The organism is Sphingobacterium sp. UME9 (assembly GCF_014170215.1).
Classification (GTDB): domain Bacteria; phylum Bacteroidota; class Bacteroidia; order Sphingobacteriales; family Sphingobacteriaceae; genus Sphingobacterium; species Sphingobacterium paramultivorum.
On record NZ_LZZP01000003.1, the window covers coordinates 1,019,156 to 1,039,722 of the forward strand.

A 20,567-nucleotide genomic window follows, 5' to 3' on the forward strand; every position below is an offset into this window, starting at 1 on the left:
ATGCGAGTACCCGAACGTTATCAAGTTAATACAAGTTCATTTTCTTTTTATTGGTCGAAGGGTCTTGGTGTCGAATTGCTTCGCAAATTGCCAACGAAACTTTCCATGGCTGCTGCCGATCAATTTACTCCTTTACTCTATCAATTTGACAATAGCTGCGACCAACTTGTCGAGCAGCTACACCTAAAAATTGGTTTCCATCAAGGTCAACAACTGCTTAAAGATGCACTTGCAGGCAAGCCTATTGATGCAGCATACGAACATGTGTTGCTGAATTTTTTAAATACATTAGATCTCAGCCCTTCTTGGTTAGATTGGAATAAAATAGAACAAGGCATTGGCCTCAGTCAACGTTCTGGTTTATCAGGACTTATTGTGTTACGGGATTATGTCCTCATGGGGGGCTATGAATCCAGCGCGATCAATAAACCCTTAATCTTTACGGGGGCACTAAAAAAAGGCGCTGTCAAACGGCTCACCGAAACGGTAACCTTTTGGGTTGATATCACAGGCGATGATGCACTGAAAAAGGGTAATATCGGCATAGAGGCCATTCTACTCACCCGATGTATCCATTCGTATGCGCGATTAAACATCCTAAAGCACGGTCAGTGGCAAACAGAAAAATGGGGTATTCCATTAAATACGTGGGATATGCTTGCAACCAATCTCGGATTTTCTCTTGTTTACCTAACAGGACTAAAACGCATGAAATTCAATGTATTGAAAAACGAGGGTGAAGGTTTATTCCATGTCTGGAAATTTATCGGAACATTGCTGGGTATTCCAATGCAACTTCTCCCCGACACAGAGGAGCAAGCTATTGAAGCTTTGTATTATTGGACCATGACACAACAATCAGGAGATCAGGATAGTTTAGCTTTAGCAAAAGCGCTCATGGAAGAACCCATTAAAGCAGCCTACCCCACAAACAAATGGGGACGAAAGCTCATGCGCGAAATTCATCTCTACTACAATCATTATCTATTGGGAGACTATTCGTGTTCACTATTGGGTTTAAAGAAGACGGTACTCGGTAAAATTGCTTATGTGAATATCTTAAAAAATAAAAAAGCAAATCGTATGGTTACCGACAGCTTATGGCGACAACAACAAATTGACAAAGGAAGAAAAGTACACGAAGGCGTGAAACAAATCTATCTGAAATACAATTAACCAACGTTGCGCTCGTAAGGCACCCGTGTTGCAATGGAGCGTCCCAGGGTCAGCTCATCGACATATTCCAACTCGCCACCAAAGGCTATACCGCGGGCAATAGTTGTAATTTTCACATCAAATTCACGCAATTTACGGTATAAATAAAAAATGGTGGTATCCCCTTCCATTGTTGCTGAAAGGGCCAAAATAACTTCTTCTACTTCACCTCTTTGGATTCGATTAATTAATCCTTCGATTTTTAGATCAGCAGGGCCAATACCATCCATAGGCGAAATTAATCCTCCCAATACATGATATACACCTTGATAGGAATTTGTATTTTCGATGGCCATCACGTCTCGCGTGTCTTCTACAACACAGATCAAACTTTTATCGCGTTTGAATGAGGCGCATATCTCACATATACTGTGGTCAGAAATATTGAAACATTCTTGGCAATATTGAATATCTTCTTTCAAGCGATCAATAGAGGCCGTAAAACGCGCTACATCTGCGTCGGATTGCTTCAACAGATGCAAAACCAGTCTTAATGCCGTCTTTTGTCCCACGCCAGGTAATTTCCCAAATTCAGCAACCGCGTTCTCGAGAAGTTTAGAAGAAAAATTCATAATGCAAATGTAAGAATAATCAGAAAAAGTAGCTAGTATTAAAAAAATAGCTATATTGTATTCCTTTTTGAAAAATTAGGTTTTAGAAATTAAATGTATAACGTTATATATGGACATTACAAAAGAAGATAAAATTATCCGCGCATTTGAAAACAAAACATGGCAGGAAATTAAGGTAAAAGACTCATGGCAGATTTTTAAAGTGATGTCAGAGTTTGTGGATGGATTTGAGAAATTGGCAAAAATTGGCCCCTGTGTTTCAATATTTGGATCAGCACGTACCCCACGCGAACACAAATATTATCAAATGGCGGTAGATATTGCTAGCTTATTGACGGAACGCGGTTATGGTATCATCTCCGGTGGTGGACCAGGTATTATGGAGGCAGCCAATAAGGGTGCCTACGAATCTGGAGGTAAGTCTGTTGGTCTAAACATTGAATTACCATTCGAGCAATTTCACAACAAATATATTGACCGCGACAAATTGCTTGAATTTAAGTACTTCTTCGTCAGAAAGGTCATGTTTATGAAGTATTCTCAAGGGTATATTGTTATGCCTGGAGGTTTCGGAACCATGGACGAACTTTTTGAAGCAATCACACTGATTCAAACCGGTAAAATTGCACGTTTTCCAATCGTATTGGTCGGCTCTGAATATTGGAAAGGATTAATGGACTGGGTTCAAAATACAATGATTTCAAACAAATATATCAGTGAAGAGGATTTAAAACTGTTTCGAATTGTGGATACAGCCGAGGAAGCAGCTGATCATATTTTCCGATTCTACGATAAATACTTGTTGAAACCAAACTTCTAAGAAGCACCACTTCAAAAAAGGAGTATCTGTTGATTCAGATACTCCTTTTTTTTGTCTATTCGAAGCTGCTATCCTTTGTAAAATACGCGTTTAGCTACTTAAAGCCAGCTTTTATATATTAAAGTTGCATTATTCATAATTTAGTCCCTACATTTATAGCGCAATTAGCATTTCACGTCGTATAACCATAGAAAAACAAATTATTGTCTTGCATGAAAGATTTTGGAGGCCATTCAGATGAAGAGTTGATCGTGTTGATTCAACAAGACGATAGCTTAGCTTTCGAAGCTTTGTATGATCGCTATTGGAAAAAGCTTTATTACCAGGCGGCCCGCAAAACAAATTCACTGGAAGATGCGCAGGAAATCGTACAAAATATCTTTACTTCGCTTTGGCTGAGACGCCATCAACTCCAAATTGAAAGCAATCTCGCCTCCTATCTCGCCGTGGCCGTTAAATACAAAGTATTTAAATATCTGGCACAACAATACAAGCAGGAAGCTTTTAAGCATGATACGGAATGGGTAGATTTTGATAACTCGACGGAAAATTGGCTTCAGTTTGAAGAGCTTCGTGTTCGGCTAGATCAGCTTGTTTCGGAACTGCCTGAAAAATGCCAGCTTGTTTTCAAATTATCCCGCGAAGAAGGACTCTCCTATAAACAGATCGCTGAAAGTATGAACATCTCTGTGAAAACTGTCGAAACCCAATTAAGCCGTGCTTTAAAAAAAATACGCGCTGGTATTCAGCGCTTTCTGATTACTTTGTAATTTTTTTTCTCTTCTTGTCAGGGTATCAGCCCAATTTAGGGACTCTATATATAAATAACCCCTAAATATGGTTGATCATAATCAATTCCGGATAAAGCAATTGGCTTATAAATGGCTTCAAGGCACATGTACCCCTGAAGAAGAAGCCGAACTGCAACAATGGTATGAAACAAGTAATGGCGAACCTCTCCCTATCCCCGAGGAGCTCGCAACAGATGAACAACAACTCAAAGAGCTGTTATTCTTAAATATAAAGCAGGAAATCCAAGCGTCAAAAATCAAGCGAATTCCACAATGGATGAAATTGGGTGGAATAGCTGCTGCTTTGGCACTGTTATTTATATTGCCCCTTTACCTTGTTAAAAGAACAAGCGGAGATAGCCCGCAGGTAGCCGTGAAGACACTACAGCAAGTTCATCCGGGCATTAAAGCAGCCGTATTAACTTTAGCCGATGGAACTAAAATTGACCTTTCTGCCCACCAAAAGAGCGTTCTCCATCAGGATGAACAGGTGAAAGTTGTTACAACTGCTTCCGGAACCGTGCAATATCAATTTACAGCCAGTAAGAATACTGCTGCTAGCCGTACCAATACCATTGAAACGCCGATTGGAACAGAGTATACGATAATTTTGGCCGATGGCAGTAAGGTGTGGCTAAACGCTGGCTCCGTTTTGACATTTCCTGAATCTTTTGCGTCGAATAGCCGTGAAGTAAAATTATCGGGTGAAGCCTATTTTGAAGTCAGCCACGATAGTAAGCGACCATTCTATGTGCGATCCAATGAACAAACCATTCGTGTATTTGGAACCCATTTTAACGTAAGCTCATATCCAAATGAAAACAATAAAACCACACTTATAGCGGGTTCTGTACAAGTCTCGCAATTCGGCAAGTCAAAAATGCTGAAACCTGGTCAAGCAGCATTTACCACAGGTGGAAATCTTATCGTAGCTGAAGCCAATATCGAAGAGGCAATGGCCTGGAAAAATGGCTTTTTCTATTTTGAATCGACACCAATAAAAGATGCACTCGCTGCCATAAAACGCTGGTATAATGTAGATATTGTCTATAAAGGAACAAATGAAAAGCGTGAACTGACAGGAAAAATAAAACGTAATTCAACGGCCCAGCAACTGGTTGAGACCCTCAACTTCCTGGATATAAAATGTCGATTGCAAAACAATAAAATTGAAGTTGAACTCTAAATTATTTAATATAAAACAAACTTACCCAACTAATTATGTATAAACTTAAAACCATCCAAGGGGCTGGTAAAAAGGCAAAACTATTTGCTGCCTTACTTGCGATCCAATGCGTTTCCCATGCAAATAATTTGGCGATGGCGAATGTAAACCAAACTAAAATAAAGTTACAAGACAAGGAATACACTTTGGCGAAGTTTGCTAAAGAGATCGAACGTCAGAGTTCTTATGTGTTTCTGTACGATAACTCACAGATTAATGATAACCAAAAAATCCGAATAAACCATAAAGATGGTTCTATTGTTGAAATTCTGGATGACAATCTGAAAGAGCTATCGTATTCTTATAAAATTGTCAACAACACCATTGTCCTAAAAAGGAAAACAGATGACATACCCTCAAGAAACACGATTAATGTACAACAGCTTGTCAAAGGACGCGTTTCCGATAGCGATGGTAAAGCATTAACAGGGATCACAATCCGCAATACAACAACAGGTAAACAAACAGAAACAGACAGTAAAGGTGAATTCTCGATTGAAGCGACCTCTACACATCAACTCAGCTTTAGTTCGATAGGTTATGAGACTATCAGTAGTACGGTAGGCTCCAATAGCTTCCTCAACGTGCAGATGAAAACTGCCAACAACCAACTGGAACAAATCGTTGTGGTCGGTTTTGGAACACAGAAAAAGAAGGACATCACGGGAGCCATTGCAACCATGAGTACAAAGGATATTGAAGATCGCCCTGTGACCCAATTGGCAAGTGCTATGGAAGGTAAAATGGCGGGGGTAGAAATTGTAAAATCCTCCGGACAACCTCAATCTGGCTTCTCCATTCGTGTTCGCGGAACTTCAACAATTACTGCAGGTAGCAATCCATTATACATTGTAGACGGAGTTCCTACCGAGAATATATCAGAACTCAATCCATCAGATATTCAAAGCATTTCGGTATTAAAAGACGCTGCTTCTGCCGCTGTCTATGGATCTTCAGGAGCCAATGGCGTTGTGTTGATTACGACCAAAAGAGGAACAAACGGTAAGACACAGGTAAATTTCGAAACCTATCAGGGATTTTCAGCCATCAGAAAAAAGCCTAGCGTTCTAAATGCGGTACAGTATAGAGCATTAATGACTGAGATGGGAGAAGCCTTGGATTGGTCGAAATATACCGCTGATACGAACTGGCCAGATCAGCTATTCCGCACCGGCCACAGTCAAAAATACCAGGCTTCAGTACGCGGTGGAGATGAAAAGACAGGGTTTTACATCTCTGGATCTTATCAAAAAGATAATGGTACGGTCATCACAAATACAGTAAACAAGGTCAATTTCAAGGTTAATTTGGATCATCAGATCAATAAAATCTTTAAAGTTGGAACAAGCTTATCTTACAACCGTTGGTACGATGTGGACATTAACGAGAACTCCCGAAATGGAGTCATCATGAATGCTTATCTGGGCTCTCCGGTCATCGGCATATACGGTGATAAGGGGGCTTTCACAGTAGATCCATTCTATACGGATCTCGACAACCCCGTTGCATTGGCAACAGGTAACGAGCACAGCTATATCAACAACAGATTTACAGGAAATGCTTTTGTGGAGGCTAATATCCTACCGGGACTAAAATTCAAATCGCTGTTTGGGTATGAGAAATTTAACAACCAGTACCGCACTTTTGTGGATCCGTTCCGCACGACAGAGGGTAGAAAATATAAAGGAATGGCGACGCTCCAGCAGCAGGATAATCAGTATTGGATGTCCGAAAATACATTAAACTATGACAGAACTTTTAGTGACAAGCACCACTTCACAGGTTTACTAGGTTATATTACTACTAAAACACAAACAACAATCTCAAATATCGCTACCCAGAATTTTGCTAATCCAGCAATTCACACCGTTAATGGAGGTTCGATGATTACGGCAATGCCAACAGCGATAGATGCTGCTGTATCCACTGTTTCCGGCATTGCAAAAATCGGTTATGATTATAACGACAAGTACTTATTTACAGCCAATCTGAGAGCTGACGCGTCATCTGTATTTGGGCCTAATAACCGTTGGGGTTACTTCCCTTCTTTCTCTGCCGGCTGGCGTTTATCCAATGAAGATTTCTTCAGTTCCCTGAAAAACACGGTAAACGATTTGAAAATCCGCGCTAGTTGGGGTAAGGTTGGAAATAGCCAAATCCCGGCCTTTTCCTATCTTGGTTTAGTTGACGTCACGGGATCGTACAATATCGGCGATCAGGTTGTACCGGGGTATACACCTGCTACCTTGGACAATCCAAATCTAAAATGGGAAACAACAAACCAGACCGACATTGGTGTGGATGCCAGTTTCTTTAATTCGAGATTGATATTTGGTGCAGATTATTATGCAAAAAAAACTGTAGGCCTACTTCTCAACTCAAGAGTTCCCTATAGTTCTGGTTACAGAACTGCGCTGAAAAACCTCGGCGACCTACAGAATAGAGGTTTCGAATTCGAATTAAGTAGCCGAAATTTCGTTCACGATTTCAAATGGAATACAACAGTCACCTTTGGGCTCAATCGCAATAAAGTACTGAATATTGATGGCGGAACCTACTATGACGGAAATATTGATGGCCGCGGCAATAGTACGATTGCAAAAGAAGGGGTTGCATTGGGATCTTTCTGGGGCTACGTTGCGAAAGGCGTCAATCCAGACACCGGAGATATGATCTATCAGATGGCCGACCCTGAAGCAGGTCTTCAAACGAGTGATATGGCTATCATTGGTAATGCTACACCAAAATTCTCTTATGGCATGACAAATGATTTTAGTTATAAGAACTTCAGCTTTTCTTTTTTCTTACAGGGTGTACAGGGAAATGATATCCTTAATGCGACACGTATTTATACAGAGGGTATGTGGGAACCGAGAAACCAAAGTGCTGCCGTGTTAAACAGATGGACAGTCAATAACAAAAATAGTACTATGCCGCGTCCGGATCTAAACAATACAGATGACAACTACAATTCACAGATTTCTTCCCGTTTTGTAGAGAAAGGTTCCTACCTCAGGGTAAAATCGATGACTTTGGCCTATACGCTACCTAAACAAGTGCTTGAAAGATGGAAGCTCAATAAGGTCCGTTTTTATGTAACAGGCGAGAATCTGTTAACATTCACAAAATACTCAGGTCTAGATCCTGAGGTAAGCATGTATGGGGGAACTAACCAGGAAAACGTGAGCTCCAATATGGCGCCGGGTATCGATTTTGGTACTTCGCCTCAGGCACGCACCTTTATTGTTGGTTTAAACCTAACTTTTTAACCTTTTAGCTTACAAACAATGAAATCAAATAGATATACGTCATTAGCCATCGCCTTATTGGCTTCTCTTGCTCTAAATTCCTGCAAAAAGTTTTTAGATCTTCAGCCTACCTCCACGGTAACGAGTGAAAATGCCTATCTCACCGGAGACAATATTGAGAAAGCATTAAACGGGGCCTATAATTCTTTTATAGGAAATGGCACCCGCCCAGGAAGCAATGCCAATTATTATCAATGGGAAATGATTTTACAGACCGATATCCGTTCGGACAATGCACACGCTGCTGGTGGTGGCGAAATAGATTTTGCACAAATTGACTATAATACCATCACAAATACCAATGAAATGGTACGCAGGGATTGGGAAGAACTGTATGGAGCAATCTCAAAATGCAATATCGTTATCGACAATGTTGATAAAGTCACAGATCCTACTTTTTCGGATGAAAGACGCAAACAAATTCTTGGAGAAGCTTCATTTTTAAGAGCCTTCCATTATTATCAATTGGTCAAACTTTACGGTGGTGTGCCCTTGGAAAAACACTCCAACAGTACAGATGCCGAAGTTTTACGCATCAAGCGATCAACTGTAGAGGAGGTTTATGATTTTATAGATTCGGATCTACAAGTGGCAGCAAACAATCTTCCCGATGGATTTGGGCAAGCTTCTATTGACAAGGTTAGAGCTACAAAAGGTGCTGCAAATGCCTTGCTGACCAAGATATGGGCACAACGCCCTGATCGCGATTACAATAAGGTATTGCAATACGCCAATGCAGTGATCACTGGAAAAGGTGGCTACCAGCTCCTCCAAAACTATGCGGATCTTTTTGACGGTAAACATAACTATAACAGTGAATCCATCATAGAGATTCCCTACATCGCCGGCAGTCCCAATCTAAGCTGTTGGGGTGGCGCATTCTTTTTCCCGGATCTTGATGAAAATGGCCAAATCAACGAAAACGAATGGCGCCGTTATGGCACACCTTCGAAAGATCTAGTCGAAGCTTATGACAGCGCTGGCGACACTGAACGAAAGAATGCCAACATCTGGTTTTTCTCTGTCCCTTGGGCAGATGAGTTTTGGAACCCTTGTGGAGATGCCGATACAGAAATCCCATTTAATGTAAAGCAAAAACATGCCAACAGCTTCCAAAGTGGCGATCATTTCTACCTTTTGCGACTTGCGGACATCATTCTGCTTAAAGCAGAGGCTCAAAACGCCTTGGGAAATACTTCTGGTGCGATAAACACCATTAACGTCATACGTCATCGCGCAGGGCTGTCCGATTTATCCGGTGTCAGCTCCAGTGCACTAAAGGCCATCATTCTCAACGAGCGGCGATTAGAACTTGCTTTCGAAGGTCAACGTTGGGATGATTTAAATCGTTATGGTGTCACGGTAGATGTAATGAATAAATTAAATGAAATAAAATTTACATGCGATAACGGCAAACAGAGCAACCCTACGTTGATTAAGTATAATTTTAACCAAAATAGCCTGCTCCTTCCAATACCATTATTGGAACTGCAGGCAAACCCAAGCCTGACTCAAAATCCAGGCTATTAATTAGACCAAGCATAGGCTGTTCAAAGGATTAATTCCTTGAACAGCCTTTTTTACTAATATACTTTATTATGACTCGTTTTAAATCACTGGATATTTTCCGTGGGTTTACACTCGCGGCTATGATTCTCGTCAATAATCCCGGCAACTATCATCATGTATTTCCTCAACTTGAACACTCCATCTGGCATGGATGTACGTTTACAGATCTTATATTTCCATTTTTCTTATTTGCTGTCGGAAACTCCATGGCATTTTCTTTAAAAAATATAGATCAACAGGCTCCATCAGCCTATTGGCAAAAAGTTGCGAAAAGAACGGGCATCCTTTTTATGCTGGGCATCTTTTTAAATGTTTTTCCTTTTGTTGAATGGAATAGCCTTCACCAGCTGGAATGGATTCCATTTGCCAAGTACAGGTATTTCGGCGTATTGCAACGTATCGCTATCTGTTATTTCAGTTGCGCCATGTTAGTATATTATTTTAAAGATAAAGGCGCAATTATCATCGGTGCGGCATTTCTCTTGTTCTATTGGTTGATTTGCTACTATAGTAATCCATCGGATCCTTATAGTTTGGACGGTTGGTTCGGAACGGCACTCGATATCCGAATCTTTGGTGCATCCCATCTCTATCACGGCGAGGGAACAGCGTTTGATCCAGAGGATATCTGGAGCGTATTACCGGCCATCAGTCAAACGATATTCGGGTATATTACCGGAAAGTACATTATTCAAAAACTAACAGGAAAAAGGGAGCTGATGAACCTAGTTGTCGTAGGTCTGTCCTTTATCCTGATAGGCTATCTATGGTCATTTGTTTTTCCTATTAATAAGAAGATCTGGACCAGCAGCTACGCCGTATTCAGCACTGGAATTGCACTCTCTTTTCTTGGTATATTAATCTATCTTATCGAATTTCAAAACATCAAAGGGATAATTTACACTGTCCTTGACGATTTCGGTAAGAATACACTATTTATCTATTGTCTTAGCGGCTTAATCCCCACGATTTGTTCTTTTATTCTCATCGGGGATACACATCAAAATCTTTGGAACTTGAGCTACCATTTCCTGTTTGATAGCTGGCAAAACCAAAGATTATCCTCCGCCCTATTTGCGCTGCTATTTGTCGCTTTGAATTGGTTGATCGCATATTACCTAAGGAAGAAAAAGATCTATATCAAAATCTAGGTCAAGGTACCTTTGGATTAAAATAAGCAATCTAAATAATAGGAATAAAAAAAAGGGCCAAGGCCCTTTTTATATATAAAGATATGGATAAGATATACCGCAGCTACTTTTAGAAAACGCCCCATCTTTGTTTTACTAATTCCGCTATTACAGTATGCTGACACTAAAATAGCTCAAACTAACTATACAGAGAAAAAACTTAGGGGGACAAAGGGGGGACAAAAACTAATCGATTGAAAAACAGTAAATTGAAACACATATTTAAATTGAAAAAAATGTTATTTTATCTTGAATAATCGAAATAAAAGTAATACTTAGCGTAAAATTCTTGTCCGGAAATATTAAAAAAAGAAAACCTGAGGTTGGGAGCCCCAGGTTTTAACTAACCAATTATTAACCTAAATTATGAAAAGTCTTTTTAATATTCTACACAAAGAATATTTCAACTATTGGACCAAAATCGCGCGAAAATTGCTATTTCACATTTCTTTAACAGATTACTGAGATTGAAATGACCAAACGGAAGACATTTCCAAAATAAGAACTGAAAATATACTGTTAAAAGAAATTAAAGAGACTATTCGGAGCCGATTTTTCATAAGAGAAATCAGGTTCTGCCGCAACATCAGGTAAAATCTTTGATTTTGTTAAGAAATGTATTTTAGCGGGATGTCTTTCTGCTGCCATTTTGACCAATTCCATCATGTAGTGATTGCTCTGATATCTTTTTACTTGTCCTTTTATATCTTCAAACCCGTTATACTGGCTGTATTGATCAATATATCCCATTCCATAAAAAACACCATTTTCGATGACAATACAGCTTTTTTCCTCGGAATTACGTCCTTTATCGATCAATACAAAGGATGGCTGCTGTTTGAGCCAATCCTCGATACAACGTTCCACCCGTGTATTGTGTAGGTCTCGATCGGGTAATTCGGTCTTCTTTAAAGCTTTCGTAGACAAACTGGCGTGCCCAAACTGACAAAATTGCGGATTAATAGCGTCATGCTGAATAAAGCTTTGCAACAACTGAATAGCGTCATATTCACGCTGAAACAGCTGAATACATTCCTGTCCCCTTGTTGTCTTCCCAATAGCCAGATGGAGATAGCCATTTTGATCCTCATAAGAGAACAAACCGAATTTAGGCTCATACCGTTTAAGTGCTCTATTATATTTTGGCCAGAACTTTTTGATTTCCGCACATTCCAACAACAATGACATCAGCTCTGTCCCGCAGCACTCATAACTTATATGATGAATTTCTTTTAAGAAATGTTGCCTTTGCGCTTGAATATTATTCCCTGTAAAATGAGACAATACTCTTTTTTTTATATTGACGGCTTTGCCAACATAAATTACTTTTCCAGCTTTGTCATGAAAATAATAGACTCCAGCCTCGTCGGGCAATTGTTCATACTCCAAGGGATTTAAATGCGGTGGAAAACGTTGATCTAGCGCTTTATGTTTAATCATATCCTGAAATACCTGTTCGGTATCTAGCACTTTCAAATAAGCAAAGAGAATGGCTGTTGCATCGGCGTCGCCACCCGCACGGTGCCTATTTTCAATCGGGATATCTAAATAATCACATAGGCGCCCCAAACTATAGGACAATAATCCCGGCTTTATTTTTCGCGCATAGCGTACTGTACACAATTTAATCGCCGACCACTCGAAGCCCGATTCCTGAAGCTGAAATCGAATGAATGAATAGTCAAAATTTACATTATGTGCGACAAAAATACGGTCTTTGAGCATTTCATAAATCTGCTCGGCTACTTGATCAAATAACGGAGCATCCTTCACCATGTCATTGTCTATGCCCGTAAGCGCAAAAATCGAATTCGGAATTTCTTTCCCTGGATTAACCAAGGTCTCCCAACGTTCCAAAACCTGATTACCATCATGAATAACAATGGCAACCTCTGTGATCCTGCTCGATTTTGCATTGCCACCCGTAGTCTCTATGTCCACAATGGCAAATTCTTGTCTTTTGCTTTGATTTACACTCATAACGCAAAGCAAACATACTAAAAATATTAGCTATTCAAAAGAATCACCGCAATTTTACAAAACACGGAAGCCAATTATGCAATCTAACTGATAAAAATAGCTGTTTTTCTAAATGGCTGTTCATATTATATATTGCTGGATTTTGTTTATTTTGGCTTTTCTTAATTAAATTCATGCTCATGGAAGTAACACAAAAAAATAACGATAAACACGGCAGCTTTGAGGTTATCGATCAGGAAAAGTCAGTTGCACAAATGACTTATACCTGGGCTGGCCCTACAAAATTCATTATAGACCATACGGAAGTAAGTTCCGAATACGCAGGAAAAGGGCTAGGCAAACAATTATTGATGGCAGCAGTGACCTATGCACGTAAAGAAAATTTAAAAATTATGCCTTTATGTCCTTTTGCAAAATCAGTTTTTGATAAAGACCCAGCATTAGCCGATGTGCTTTTTTAAGACCTCGCCAATGTGAAAAAAGATGGTTAGATTGCTGTAGTAGCAATCTAACCATCTTTTTTTGCCCCTGTTTAGCTAATGGGCAATTGCTAATTTGTTTATCAACTTAAAAATGAGATCAGCCGTTAGTTTGGCCGTTCTGGAATCAATATCGAAATGTGGATTGAATTCGGCAAAATCGACAGATTTTAGATTAGGCAGATCCAGTAGCATATCGTAGATCGTAAAAAACAAATGATCAGGGACTATACCGTTAAATGCCAATGCACTTACTCCCGGTGCATAGGCTGCAGCGAAAGCATCAAGATCAACCGTCAAATACACATAATCCACTAATTTGGAAAAACTAACAATTTGCTCCCGGATCAGATCAAGTTTTTCAATGACCAAACTCTCTCTTTCAATAATCTGCACATCCTTCTCTTTGGCATAGGCGAGCAATCCTTTGGTATTACTAATTTCTTGAATACCAATTGCTAAGTAATGAAATGGCAAATCTGCTTTAGACTGATCTTGCTCGATTTGATAGAACCCCGTTCCAGAATTCCCTTTGCCATCCTGCAATGGACGGATGTCTAAATGGGCATCCAAATTAATAATGCCAAGACTTTGATTACGACTCTTTAGAAATTTTTTAACACCCAAATAATGGCCATAAGTTACTTCATGGCCACCACCTAAGACGACTGGAAATCCTTCTTGCTCGAGAATACAATTTAAGGCAGCCCCTAGCCCCTGCTGAGATAATTCTAAATCACTGTCTTTTATAAGTATATCGCCGCAGTCTTTAAGTTTTAGTTTATCAGAAAAATGTACAGGAAGGTTTGTCAATACATTCCGGAGTGCTGTCGGTCCATCTTTGGCCCCTACACGACCTTGATTGCGTGCAACACCCTCATCGCTACAGAATCCGAGAAAAGCAATGGACTGCCTTAAATCGGGCTGCTCGAGAAGATCAACACAATCCATTAATTGATGCCAACGCATCCATTCACGATCCTGGCCATCGATACGCCCCTTCCAGACCGCTTGGTCTCCTTTGTTATATATTTCCGGATTATTCAACAATAAGTTCATTCGCTCAGATCAAATAATTGTTCGATAATATCGTCATCTACAAGTTGAGCGCGGGTAACTTGCAATGTGGTATTTCTCTCCATTGCACGATCTAACGCCTGATTAGCTTCCTTATTTCTAGCCCAAGCGCGCCTAGCAATCCCATTATTTACATCAAAATACAGCATCTTTTCCAATTTAAAAGCTGCTTCTGCAGAGCCATCTAGCAGTAGACCGAAGCCACCGTTGATGACTTCACCCCAACCGACTCCACCGCCATTGTGAATAGATACCCAAGTAGCCCCCCGGAAACTGTCGCCAATGACGTTATGAATAGCCATATCTGCTGTAAATTGACTGCCGTCGTAGATATTACTCGTCTCCCGATAAGGTGAATCGGTACCACTCACATCATGATGGTCTCTTCCCAAAACAATAGGTGCTTCAAATAAGCCACTTTTTACGGCTTCATTAAAAGCCTTTGCTATGGCAATACGTCCATTTGAATCTGCATAAAGAATACGCGCCTGGGAGCCTACTACAAGTCTATTTTTACCAGCTTCTTTAATCCATTGAATATTATCTTGCATCTGCTGCTGAATCTCCACGGGAGCTTCTTTTCGGAGCTCTTCTAAAACTGTCATGGCTATTTCGTCTGATTTTTGAAGATCCGAAGCCTTTCCAGACGTACAAACCCAGCGAAAGGGTCCAAAACCATAGTCAAAACACATTGGGCCAAGAATATCCTGTACATAAGATGGGTAGCGGAACTGATCCTTTTTATCATTCCATACCGCTGCACCTGCACGGCTGCTCTCCAACAGAAACGCGTTACCGTAATCAAAGAAATAGGTTCCTTTGGCTACATGCTTATTGATGGCATCGACATGTCGTACCAAGCTTTCTTGTACACATCGCTTAAACCGGTCAGGATCGGTCGCTAACAACGCATTGGATGCTGCAAAGGTCAGCCCCATCGGATAATAGCCTCCAGACCAAGGATTGTGTAATGATGTCTGATCAGATCCTACCGTGATGTGGATATTTTCGCGATCAAAGGCTTCCCACACTTCGACAATATTACCGATATAGGCGAAGGAAATTGTTTCCTTTTGATCCATCGCCAACTGGACCTGTTCAACGAGTTCATCGATGTTTTCTACCAATCGGTCTACCCAACCCTGTTCATGCCGTTTTCTTGCCGCAACGGGATTTATTTCAGCGCATACGGTGATACAGCCGGCAATATTACCTGCTTTGGGCTGTGCGCCACTCATACCGCCCAAACCAGAAGTCAAAAATACCTTGCCTTGAATGGTATCATCTACCGTTAAATGTTTTCGGAAAGCGTTCATGACAGTAATTGTGGTGCCATGCACAATACCCTGCGGACCAATATACATATAGGAACCTGCTGTCATCTGTCCATATTGCGTAACACCTAAAGCGTTAAAACGTTCCCAGTCATCCGGTTTCGAATAGTTTGGAATCATCATGCCATTGGTTACAACAACACGAGGTGCATGTTGTGAGGAAGGGAAAAGCCCCATTGGATGACCACTGTAAAGATGTAATGTTTGTTCATCTGTCATCTGCGAAAGATACTGCATGGTGAGGCGATATTGAGCCCAATTTTGGAAAACAGCTCCATTACCACCATAGGTAATCAGTTCATGGGGATGTTGTGCTACGGCTGGATCAAGGTTGTTCTGAATCATCAACATAATAGCTGCCGCCTGCTTACTGACTGCTGGATAATCATCTATCGGTCGAGCGTGCATTGCATATTGGGGTCTAAAGCGGTACATGTAGATTCGGCCATAACGACGAAGTTCCTCTAAAAATTCAGGTGCTAAAACCGTATGCCATTGTTTGGGAAAATAACGTAATGCATTCCGTAGAGCCAGCTTCTCTTCCGACTTGGTGAGAATATCCTTTCGTCTGGGGGCATGACTTATTGTATGATCTCGTTCTACTTTTGGAGGTAATATGGTTGGAATACCTTCCGCAACCTCGCTCTTAAATGTATCTTCCATGTTGTTATATTGAGAATACTTCCTGACCATTTTTCCATACTGCTGTAGGCTGCAAGCTTCCTTGGTAGTAAGTAATATCTTGATAATTATCTGTTTTAAATAAACTAAAATCTGCTTTCATGCCCTTGGTCAACACGCCGCGATCCGACAGGTTTAAGGCTTTTGCAGCACGGTAGGTTAGTGCCGCAAGCAGCTCAGCATTCGTCAACTTTTCTGCTGTTGCCAAAATACTCGCACTCGTCAGTAACTGTCCCATGGGCGCGGAACCCGGATTCCAGTCACTTCCTATTGCCAAACATGCACCTGCATCCAACAACTTTCTAGCAGGTGTAAAACCACATCCAAGGCCGATAGAGGCGGCAGGCAGCGCTACAGCAACAGTAGCTGAGTGTGCAATAAGTTCTATTTCAGCCGCAGTTGATGCTTCAAGATGATCCGCAGATTGAGCACCGAGTTCTACAGCAATCTGACTTCCCGAAGTGGTAAACTGATCGGCATGAATAGTCAGATCAAAACCCATTTCTTTTGCTTTTCGTAAATAGGCCACAATGTCTTCCCCCTGAAAAGCCGTTTTTTCGATAAATGCGTCAATCCGATTCGACAGCCCTTCTGATTTCAATAGGGGAAAAAGATCTGTTGTGATCAGATGAAGATAATCTTTTGCGGATCCGTCGAAGTCCCGTGGGAGCATATGTGCCGCCAAACAAGTTGGAATAAGGTCTGATGCCGTACGACGATCCGATTCCTGAATGACCCGTAAGATCTTAAGTTCTTCTTTAACATTAAGGCCGTAACCACTTTTAACTTCAATTGTTGTGATTCCTTGCCTTAACAGAAAATTTGCACGCTGGATAGTGAGATCAATCAATTCTTCTGCGTTACAATCTCGCGTATGGGAAACGGTGCTCCAGATCCCACCTCCTGCCGCTGCAATCTCCAGATAGCTTGAGCCTGCATTTCGAAGGGCGAAATCATTCGCTCGATTACCGGCAAAAGCAATATGTGTATGGCAATCAATAAAGCCTGGCAGAACGACCTGATCTCCTTCTACAGGTACAAGTGCCGCCTCCTTTCCCCATTGCAGTTGTAATTGCTCAAAATCCCCCACTTCCAATATATTGTTACCTGCTATTAAAATACCTCCTTCTTTAATAATAGCCAATTGTTTATCCTCGAGTGCCCCATTTACGGGCATATTTGACATCGTTAATACCTGCCTAAAAGGTCCAACTAATTTCAGCTCTTTTTCCATCATTCTTCGTTTAAAACATTTCAAACCTTTGTTTCAAATCCGCTTCAATCTCACCTGTAGCATATTGACGATGCAATGTGATCAGTTCGCCTGATTTTACGAGGCTTAGTGCCTCCGTCAGCAGCTCTTCCATAGGTTGATCGGATTCAATATGCGGAATGGACTGGCGAATTCTTGCATGGATAGCTTCCAATGCTGCAGTCGATTTTAATGGCTGATGGTAATCTTTGGCCTGTGCCGCACATAACAGTTCAATACTTAGTATTTTATCGACATTGTCAATGACCTGCAGTAATTTTCGGCCGGCAATAGATCCCATACTGACATGATCTTCCTGGCCTAAAGAGGTAGGAATACTATCTGCACTTGCAGGAAAACAAAGTCCTTTATTCTCACTTGCAATCGCGGCAGTGCTATATTGTAAGATCATAAATCCTGAATTGAGACCGGTTGACTTCATTAACAATTTTGGGACGCCGTTGGTTTGACCTTCTAAAGACAAATAGACCCTTCGATCCGAAATATTGCCAATTTCCGATGCGGCCAGTGTGGCATAATCCAAAGGCAAAGCGATTGACTGTCCGTGAAAGCTACCGCCACTAATGGTTAGTTCATCGTTAATGATCACAGGATTGTCGGTCACTGCGTTTATTTCGATTTCTATGGTATCCTTCAAATGAAACCAAGCATTGCGTGATGCTCCATGGACCTGGGGGATACAGCGCAGCGAATAGGGATCTTGTACACGAGAACAGTCTTTGTGGCTTTCCAAAATAGCCGAGCCATGAAGCATGTTAAAAATGCTTGCAGCGACATAGCGGTTTCCTGGGTGCGGGCGTAATTGATGTAATTCTGTAAAAAATGGTTTTATTGAACCATTTAAGCCTTCAATCATTAAAGTAGCAATAATATCAGCGTTCTGAAGTACACGATTTAACTCGACAACAGCCATCACACCATGTGCAGCCATAAATTGAGTTCCATTGATTAAAGCCAGACCTTCTTTTGCGCCCAACTGAACCGGTGCCATACCGTGTTTTTCCAAGACGGCAGCTGTCTCCACAATCTCCCCTTCTACGTTGACTTTTCCTAAGCCAATCAATGGTAAAAATAAATGTGACAATGGAGCCAAATCACCCGATGCGCCGACAGAACCTTGTTTAGGGACTACAGGAATGACATGATTTTCAATATGCCAAATAATCCGCTCAATCGTCGCATACTGAACTCCTGAAAATCCTTTAGAAAGCGCGTGAACTTTAAGAATAAGCATCAATTTGGCCAAATCATTGGCTATAGGTTCTCCCATACCGACAGCATGGCTTTTTAGAATATTTTCCTGTAATAGCTGCGTTTGACTTGCATCAATTAGTGTGGTGCACAATGGACCAAAACCTGTATTGATCCCATAGACAACCTCACCGCGCTCAACTATTTTCCTGACATAACTTGCGCTTTGCTCGATCTTATCCCTGACTTCGGGGGAAATCTCCCCGGTAACCGTTCCTTTTGCTATCGCTAAAGCTGTGGAGCATGTTAGCTGCCCACTGCCATATAAAAATTTTTCCATTATCATAACTGCTTTACTCAAATGTACTTGCTATATTTGATAATTAGAAATACCATTTTTATCATCAATTGATAACCATGAATTATCAAATAGAGCTAAGACATTTACTGTATTTTAAAGTATTGGCAGAAGAACTGCATTTTAGAAGGGCTGCCGAAAAATTGTTTATTGCGCAGCCAGGCTTGAGCAGGCAAATTAAGCAGTTGGAGGAATCCTATGGCGTAACACTTTTTGAGCGTAATAAACGAAATGTTCAAATGACTGAAGCGGGGATATATCTCTTTCAGGAGGTGAAAGAACTATTTAGGCACTTGGATCAGATTGAAACTCAACTTCAAAGTTTTGCCAACGGTAAAATAAGCACCTTAAAGCTGGGGTTTATCGGGTCGGCTGTTCAAACAATCCTGCCGGAACTACTTGTCAATTTAAAACAGCAGCAGCCGGATATCGAGTTATCACTTCACGAACTAGCGAATGAAACCCAGCTGGATCTGCTGGAGAAAAAAGAACTTGACTTAGGGTTTGTTCGTCTTTCCGAAACGCCACCCGGGTTATCTAGTCTGCCTATACATACAGAGCATTTTAGCCTCGTTTTACCCAACGATCATCCCCTATTGAAGTCACCGCAACCAAGTCTTGATGCGTTCAAAAATGAATCATTTATCTTATTTTCCAAAAACTATAGCCACTCTTATTATGATCTCGTCATGAGTATTTTTAGTGATCATAAGTTTATCCCCAAAGTTACTTTACGCACAGTGAATGCTTTGACCATTTTCAATATGGTTGCTCAGGGATTGGGTGTTGCCATTGTTCCTTCATCTTTAAAGAACGGCTACCATGTTGATGTCACTTTCCTTGAATTGAACAATTTACCACAACGAACAACGCTCTCCTTAGTTTGGAATGCCCACAATCGTAATCCGGGTATTCCATTGGTCACCCAGATCATCACTTCACAAGTAAAAAACGGATATAATACGTCAAAGCGGGATAATAAGGCATAAGTCCTTATTAAAAGAATGCCAAATAAATTGTTCGGATAAGCTTGTTCTTGTATTGCATATAAAAAACAAATTCTCTAAGTTTGATATATTTACTAAACTTTATTTAAAAAACGAATTATGATTTTAGAAGTAGCTGTATTACAAATTATTGAAGGGCAACAGTCCGATTTTGAAAGAGATTATAAAACAGCTTGCCAGTATATTAGTGCGAGTAAAGGTTATATCACGCATTCCTTACGTAAATGTATTGAAAAAGATAACCAGTACATTTTGTTGGTTGAATGGGAAACTTTAGAAGACCATACCATTGGTTTCAGGGAATCGGCATTATTTAAGGAATGGGAGAAACTTTTACACCATTACTACGATCCATTTCCAACAGTCGAACATTATGAAGTGTTAAAATAGTAGTTTTGTCGTCCTTTTCTACAATAATCTAGTATCTTTGTAGAAATTTTTGATATTCAACTTTTAACCCCTATAACGTCACAAGCGTTATAGCTTTGAACAGAACA

At 40.6% G+C, this 20,567-nt stretch carries 16 protein-coding genes; 10 read left to right on the plus strand and 6 right to left on the minus strand.

Annotation, left to right across the window (positions count from 1 at the left end; genetic code table 11):
* Window positions 1-1,176: an oxygenase MpaB family protein gene (locus A9970_RS05850; protein ID WP_182981636.1), complete on the plus strand. Its 1,176-nt coding sequence runs from the start codon at window positions 1-3 to the stop codon at window positions 1,174-1,176.
* Here the strand turns inward: A9970_RS05850 and recR are convergent.
* A complete protein-coding gene (recR, locus tag A9970_RS05855; protein ID WP_088161620.1) occupies window positions 1,173-1,787 on the minus strand; it encodes a recombination mediator RecR in 615 nt (204 codons plus the stop codon). The two genes, A9970_RS05850 and recR, sit on opposite strands and share 4 nt — an antisense overlap.
* A 115-nt stretch (window positions 1,788-1,902) precedes the next feature.
* On the opposite strand from recR, the gene A9970_RS05860 reads away from it, so the two are divergent.
* The 6 genes from A9970_RS05860 (at window position 1,903) to A9970_RS05885 (ending at window position 10,651) form a co-directional block, all read left to right on the plus strand.
* Window positions 1,903-2,607, plus strand: coding sequence for a TIGR00730 family Rossman fold protein (locus tag A9970_RS05860; protein ID WP_167512255.1), 705 nt, complete (start codon window positions 1,903-1,905; stop codon window positions 2,605-2,607).
* Window positions 2,608-2,819: 212 nt separating this feature from the next.
* On the plus strand, window positions 2,820-3,377 hold the full coding sequence (locus A9970_RS05865) for an RNA polymerase sigma-70 factor (RefSeq protein ID WP_159726644.1): 558 nt from the start codon (window positions 2,820-2,822) through the stop codon (window positions 3,375-3,377).
* Window positions 3,378-3,444: 67 nt separating this feature from the next.
* Entirely contained in the window at window positions 3,445-4,584 is a 1,140-nt protein-coding gene (locus tag A9970_RS05870) for a FecR family protein (protein ID WP_182981637.1), read from the plus strand.
* Window positions 4,585-4,619: 35 nt separating this feature from the next.
* On the plus strand, window positions 4,620-7,892 hold the full coding sequence (locus A9970_RS05875) for a TonB-dependent receptor (protein ID WP_182981638.1): 3,273 nt from the start codon (window positions 4,620-4,622) through the stop codon (window positions 7,890-7,892).
* Window positions 7,893-7,910: 18 nt separating this feature from the next.
* Window positions 7,911-9,461 carry a RagB/SusD family nutrient uptake outer membrane protein gene (locus A9970_RS05880; protein WP_182981639.1) on the plus strand — a complete coding sequence of 517 codons (1,551 nt, stop codon included), beginning with the start codon at window positions 7,911-7,913 and terminating at the stop codon, window positions 9,459-9,461.
* A gap of 68 nt (window positions 9,462-9,529) precedes the next feature.
* Complete coding sequence (locus A9970_RS05885) at window positions 9,530-10,651, plus strand: acyltransferase family protein (protein WP_182981640.1); 1,122 nt, start codon at window positions 9,530-9,532, stop codon at window positions 10,649-10,651.
* Between the two features lie 558 nt (window positions 10,652-11,209).
* Here the strand turns inward: A9970_RS05885 and A9970_RS05890 are convergent.
* The gene (locus A9970_RS05890; RefSeq protein WP_182981641.1) at window positions 11,210-12,670 is read right to left on the minus strand and encodes an exonuclease domain-containing protein; all 1,461 of its coding nucleotides are present in this window, start codon (window positions 12,668-12,670) and stop codon (window positions 11,210-11,212) included.
* 179 nt (window positions 12,671-12,849) lie between these two features.
* Here A9970_RS05890 and A9970_RS05895 point away from each other — a divergent pair, with 179 nt between their 5' ends.
* Window positions 12,850-13,131 (plus strand): GNAT family N-acetyltransferase, encoded by a 282-nt coding sequence (locus A9970_RS05895; protein ID WP_153847362.1) that lies wholly within the window; start codon window positions 12,850-12,852, stop codon window positions 13,129-13,131.
* A gap of 75 nt (window positions 13,132-13,206) precedes the next feature.
* Here the strand turns inward: A9970_RS05895 and hutG are convergent, their stop codons facing one another.
* From hutG to hutH, 4 genes are read right to left on the minus strand one after another with little or no spacing between them, the layout of a single operon-like run.
* On the minus strand, window positions 13,207-14,208 hold the full coding sequence (gene hutG, locus A9970_RS05900; RefSeq protein ID WP_182981642.1) for a formimidoylglutamase: 1,002 nt from the start codon (window positions 14,206-14,208) through the stop codon (window positions 13,207-13,209).
* Window positions 14,205-16,223 (minus strand): urocanate hydratase, encoded by a 2,019-nt coding sequence (locus A9970_RS05905; RefSeq protein ID WP_182981643.1) that lies wholly within the window; start codon window positions 16,221-16,223, stop codon window positions 14,205-14,207. The genes hutG and A9970_RS05905 overlap by 4 nt, the downstream gene beginning before the upstream one ends.
* A gap of 4 nt (window positions 16,224-16,227) precedes the next feature.
* Window positions 16,228-17,478: an imidazolonepropionase gene (gene hutI / locus A9970_RS05910; RefSeq protein ID WP_182981644.1), complete on the minus strand. Its 1,251-nt coding sequence runs from the start codon at window positions 17,476-17,478 to the stop codon at window positions 16,228-16,230.
* Between the two features lie 7 nt (window positions 17,479-17,485).
* Window positions 17,486-19,045 (minus strand): histidine ammonia-lyase, encoded by a 1,560-nt coding sequence (hutH, locus tag A9970_RS05915; protein WP_259655335.1) that lies wholly within the window; start codon window positions 19,043-19,045, stop codon window positions 17,486-17,488.
* 77 nt (window positions 19,046-19,122) lie between these two features.
* Here hutH and A9970_RS05920 point away from each other — a divergent pair, with 77 nt between their 5' ends.
* Both A9970_RS05920 and A9970_RS05925 read left to right on the plus strand, forming a co-directional pair.
* Window positions 19,123-20,052 (plus strand): LysR family transcriptional regulator, encoded by a 930-nt coding sequence (locus A9970_RS05920; protein ID WP_182981646.1) that lies wholly within the window; start codon window positions 19,123-19,125, stop codon window positions 20,050-20,052.
* 117 nt (window positions 20,053-20,169) lie between these two features.
* Window positions 20,170-20,460: an antibiotic biosynthesis monooxygenase gene (locus tag A9970_RS05925; protein WP_088161631.1), complete on the plus strand. Its 291-nt coding sequence runs from the start codon at window positions 20,170-20,172 to the stop codon at window positions 20,458-20,460.
* Window positions 20,461-20,567 lie beyond the last annotated feature (107 nt).